This is a genomic window from Brevundimonas sp., from assembly GCF_036659295.1.
In the GTDB taxonomy this organism is placed as follows: domain Bacteria; phylum Pseudomonadota; class Alphaproteobacteria; order Caulobacterales; family Caulobacteraceae; genus Brevundimonas.
The window spans coordinates 1-3,963 of record NZ_JAVXCU010000136.1 but is presented as its reverse complement, the minus strand read 5'-3'; the positions used below and the strand labels follow the sequence as shown (position 1 = coordinate 3,963).

4 protein-coding genes and 1 riboswitch are annotated in these 3,963 nt (G+C 63.4%); all 4 genes read left to right on the top strand.

The features are described from left to right. A riboswitch (glycine riboswitch) is annotated at nt 1-107 on the top strand. This riboswitch is flagged as partial in the annotation. A 46-nt stretch (nt 108-153) separates the two neighbouring features. Next, on the top strand, nt 154-1,269 hold the full coding sequence (gene gcvT / locus RSB01_RS13725; protein WP_332591175.1) for a glycine cleavage system aminomethyltransferase GcvT: 1,116 nt from the start codon (nt 154-156) through the stop codon (nt 1,267-1,269). Nucleotides 1,270-1,281: 12 nt separating this feature from the next. Beyond that, nucleotides 1,282-1,647: a glycine cleavage system protein GcvH gene (gene gcvH, locus RSB01_RS13720; protein ID WP_332619486.1), complete on the top strand. Its 366-nt coding sequence runs from the start codon at nt 1,282-1,284 to the stop codon at nt 1,645-1,647. 90 nt (nt 1,648-1,737) lie between these two features. Next, the gene (gene gcvPA / locus RSB01_RS13715; protein ID WP_332592078.1) at nt 1,738-3,084 is read left to right on the top strand and encodes an aminomethyl-transferring glycine dehydrogenase subunit GcvPA; all 1,347 of its coding nucleotides are present in this window, start codon (nt 1,738-1,740) and stop codon (nt 3,082-3,084) included. A 15-nt stretch (nt 3,085-3,099) separates the two neighbouring features. Continuing rightward, on the top strand, nt 3,100-3,963 hold an 864-nt coding region (locus tag RSB01_RS13710; protein ID WP_332625699.1), incomplete at its 3' end, for an aminotransferase class V-fold PLP-dependent enzyme.

Genomic DNA, 3,963 nt, shown 5'->3' with positions numbered 1-3,963 from the left:
AAGTCGCTTTAGGGTCACGAGGGGTCCGAGAGCGCGCCGAAGGAGCAAGGTCGCCTGTCCCCCGGGTTGATCGGAATCTCTCAGGCATCAAGGACAGCGGGGGCGCGGACGGCAAGGCCTTTGCCGTGATGACGCGACTCCGGAGTGCGCCTTATGAGCGACGAGATCCTGAAAACCACCCCGCTTAACGCGGCCCACCGTGCGCTGGGAGCGCGTATGGTCGGTTTCGGCGGCTATGACATGCCTGTGCAATATGAAGGCGTGCTGGCCGAGCATCGCTGGACGCGCGAACATGCGGGTCTGTTTGACGTGTCGCACATGGGTCAGGCCAAGATCACCGGTCAGGACGCTATCACCCAGTTCGAGCGTTTCGTTCCGGGCGACTACAAGATCGTCAAGGACCACAAGCAGAAATATACCCACCTGCTGAACGACAATGGCGGCATCATGGATGACCTGATGGCGGGCAAGCCCGACCATGACGGTCTGTATGTCGTTGTGAACGCGGGCAACAAGGATGCCGACTTTGCCTATCTGAACGCCAATCTGGCAGGCGATGCCAAGCTGGAAATCCTCGCCGACCGCGCGCTGATGGCGTTGCAGGGTCCGGAAGCCGTGGCCGTTCTGTCGGTCTTCGAGCCTGCCGTGGCCGAGATGGCCTTTATGGACGTCAACTGGCTGAACATTTTCGGCACCAACTGCATCGTTTCGCGCTCGGGCTATACGGGCGAGGACGGCTTTGAAATCTCGGTGCCGAACGCCGATGCAGAGCGTGTGTGGAACACCCTTCTGGGTGACGAGCGCGTCAAGCCGATCGGTCTGGGTGCGCGTGACAGCCTTCGTCTGGAAGCCGGTCTGCCGCTGCACGGTCACGACATGGACGCGACCACCTCGCCGGTGGAAACGGATCTGGCGTTTGTGCTGTCCAAGTCGCGCAAGGAAGCCGCCGATTTCCCGGGTGCCGAGCGCATCCTGAAGGAACTGGCCGAGGGTCCGTCGCGCAAGCGCGTCAACCTGATCGTCAAGGAAGGCGCTCCGGCCCGTGAAGGTGCCGAAATCGCCGATGCGGACGGCAATGTCATCGGCGTGGTCACCTCGGGTGGCCCCTCGCCTTCGACCGGCAACAAGATCGCCATCGGCTTTGTGCCGCCGGCCTTTACCGAAATCGGGACCGAGCTTCAGGTGTTGGTCCGTGGTCGCCCTGCAAGCGCCACGGTCGTCGCCTCGCCGTTCGTGCCCACCCGCTATTATCGCAAACCCAAGGCTTGAGAGGGATCAGCCATGAAATTCACCACAGATCACGAATGGGTCTCGCTGGACGGCGATATCGCCACGGTCGGCATTTCGGCCCACGCTGCCGAAGCCCTCGGCGACGTTGTGTTTGTTGAAACCCCGCAGGTCGGCAAGACCTTCGCCAAGGGTGACAGCTTCGCCGTTGTTGAATCGGTCAAGGCCGCTTCGGACGTTTACGCTCCGGTATCGGGCGAAGTGGTCGAGGCCAACGAAGCCCTCGCCGACGCACCGGAAACCGTAAACGCCTCGCCGGAAGGCGAAGGCTGGTTCGCCAAGATCAAGGTCTCGGACGCTTCACAGCTGGACGGCCTGATGGACAAGGCGGCTTACGACGCCTTCCTCGCGACCCTCTAAGACTTTCGCCCGCTTCGGCCCTGCCGGAGCGGGCTTGCTTTTACCCCTTCCCACTAATCCGGCCCAAAGCCGGACGGATCGGAACTGACCATGCGTTACCTCCCTCTGACCGCCGATGATCGCGAGGCCATGCTGGCCGCGATCGGCGCCAAGTCTATCGATGACCTGTTTGTGGATGTGCCCGAAGCGGCCCGCCTGAACGCCCCTGTGGACCTGCCGCGCGTTGCGGGCGAGCTGGAGGTAGAACGCGCCCTGTCCGCTATGGCCGCCAAGAACGCCACTGCCGGTTCGGTACCGTTCTTCTGCGGGGCCGGTGCCTATAAGCACCATATTCCGGCGACTGTGGACCATGTGATCCAGCGCTCGGAATTTCTGACCTCGTACACCCCGTACCAGCCGGAAATCGCGCAGGGCACGCTGCAATACCTGTACGAGTTCCAAACCCAGGTTGCGAACCTGACGGGTATGCCGGTCGCCAACGCCTCGCTGTATGACGGTTCGACCGCCATGGCCGAGGGCGTGCTGATGGCCACCCGCGTCACCCGCCGCAACAAGGCTGTGATCTCGGGCGGTGTGCACCCGCACTATGTCCGCGCCACCGAGACTGTGGTTCACGCCATGGGCGTCGAAACGCAAGTTCTGGCCCCTGCCGTTGATGCCGAAGCCGATGTCATCGCCCAGATCGGCCCTGACACCGCTTGCGTCGTCGTGCAGACCCCGAACGTGTTCGGCACCGCCACGGACGTGACCAAGATCGCCGAGGCCGCTCAGGCCCACGGTGCGCTGCTGATCGTCGTCGTGACCGAGGCTGTCTCGATGGGCCTGCTGAAGTCGCCCGGTGAAATGGGTGCCGACATCGTGGCCGGTGAAGGCCAGTCGATCGGTAACGCCCTGAACTATGGCGGTCCTTACATCGGTCTGTTCGCCACCCGCGAAAAACTGCTGCGCCAGACGCCGGGCCGCTATTGCGGTGAAACCGTCGATGCCGAAGGCCGTCGCGGCTTTGTGCTGACGCTGTCGACCCGTGAGCAACACATCCGTCGCGACAAGGCGACGTCGAACATCTGCACCAACTCCGGTCTGTGCTGCCTCGCCTTCACCATCCATATGAGCCTGCTGGGTGAAACGGGCTTACGCCAACTGGCCCTGCTGAACCACGAAAAGGCTCTGGCCACCCGTGATGCACTGGCCGCCATTGATGGTGTCGAGGTTCTGACCCCGCGCTTCTTCAACGAGTTCGCGGTCAAGCTGCCGAAGAACGCCACCGAAGTGGTCGAGCAACTGGCTGCCAACGGCATTCTGGCCGGTGTGCCTTACAGCCGCCTCGCACCGGAAGCCGGTCTGGACGACGTCCTGCTGGTCGCCGCCACCGAGACCACGCTGGACGCCGACATCAAGATTTTGGCGGCTGCGCTCGCCAAGGTTCTGGCGGCCTAAGGGGAGATTGAGAACATGAGCACGATGAACACTGTCGGCCGTCCGACCGCCCCGAACGCTTCGGATAATGACTATAAGCACCCGACCCTGACCGGCGGTCGCGGTCTGTTGCAAGACGAGGCCCTGATCTTCGAAGGCGAAGGCTGGGGCAAGACCGGCGTCGATCTGCCGAAAGCCAAGACCGATGGTTCGGACCTTGGTGATCTGGTCCGTCGCGATCCGATCGGCCTGCCAGGCCTGTCGGAGCCGGAAGCCATGCGCCACTATGTGCGCCTGAGCCAGAAGAACCACGCCATCGATCTGGCCATCTATCCGCTGGGTTCGTGCACGATGAAGCACAATCCGCGCCTGAACGAGAAGATGGCCCGCTTGGCTGGTTTCTCGGACATCCACCCGCTGCAACCGCAATCGACGGTTCAAGGCGCGCTGGAGCTGATGGACACCCTGTCGCACTGGCTGACCACCCTGACGGGCATGCCGGCGGTTGCCCTGTCGCCCAAGGCGGGCGCACACGGCGAACTGTGCGGCCTGATGGCCATCCGCGCCGCCCACGAAGCCAAGGGCGAGCACGAGCAGCGCCGCAAGGTGCTGGTGCCCACCTCGGCCCACGGCACCAACCCTGCCACCGCCGCCTTCGTGGGCTATAGCGTTGTCGAGGTCGCCCAGACCGATGACGGTCGCGTGGACGTGGCTGATCTGGCCAGCAAGCTGGGTCCGGACGTGGCGGCCATCATGGTCACCAACCCGAACACCTGCGGTCTGTTCGAGCGCGACATCATGGAAATCAGCCGCCTGACCCACGCGGCCGGTGCCTATTTCTATTGCGATGGCGCGAACTTCAACGCCATCGTCGGTCGCGTGCGTCCGGGCGATCTGGGC

Bases quoted from the DNA above. Each gene is read 5' to 3' on its own strand.
- gcvPA (WP_332592078.1), top strand. From the start codon at position 1,738: ATGCGTTACCTCCCTCTGACCGCCGATGATCGCGAGGCCATGCTGGCC.
- gcvT (WP_332591175.1), top strand. From the start codon at position 154: ATGAGCGACGAGATCCTGAAAACCACCCCGCTTAACGCGGCCCACCGT.
- gcvH (WP_332619486.1), top strand. From the start codon at position 1,282: ATGAAATTCACCACAGATCACGAATGGGTCTCGCTGGACGGCGATATC.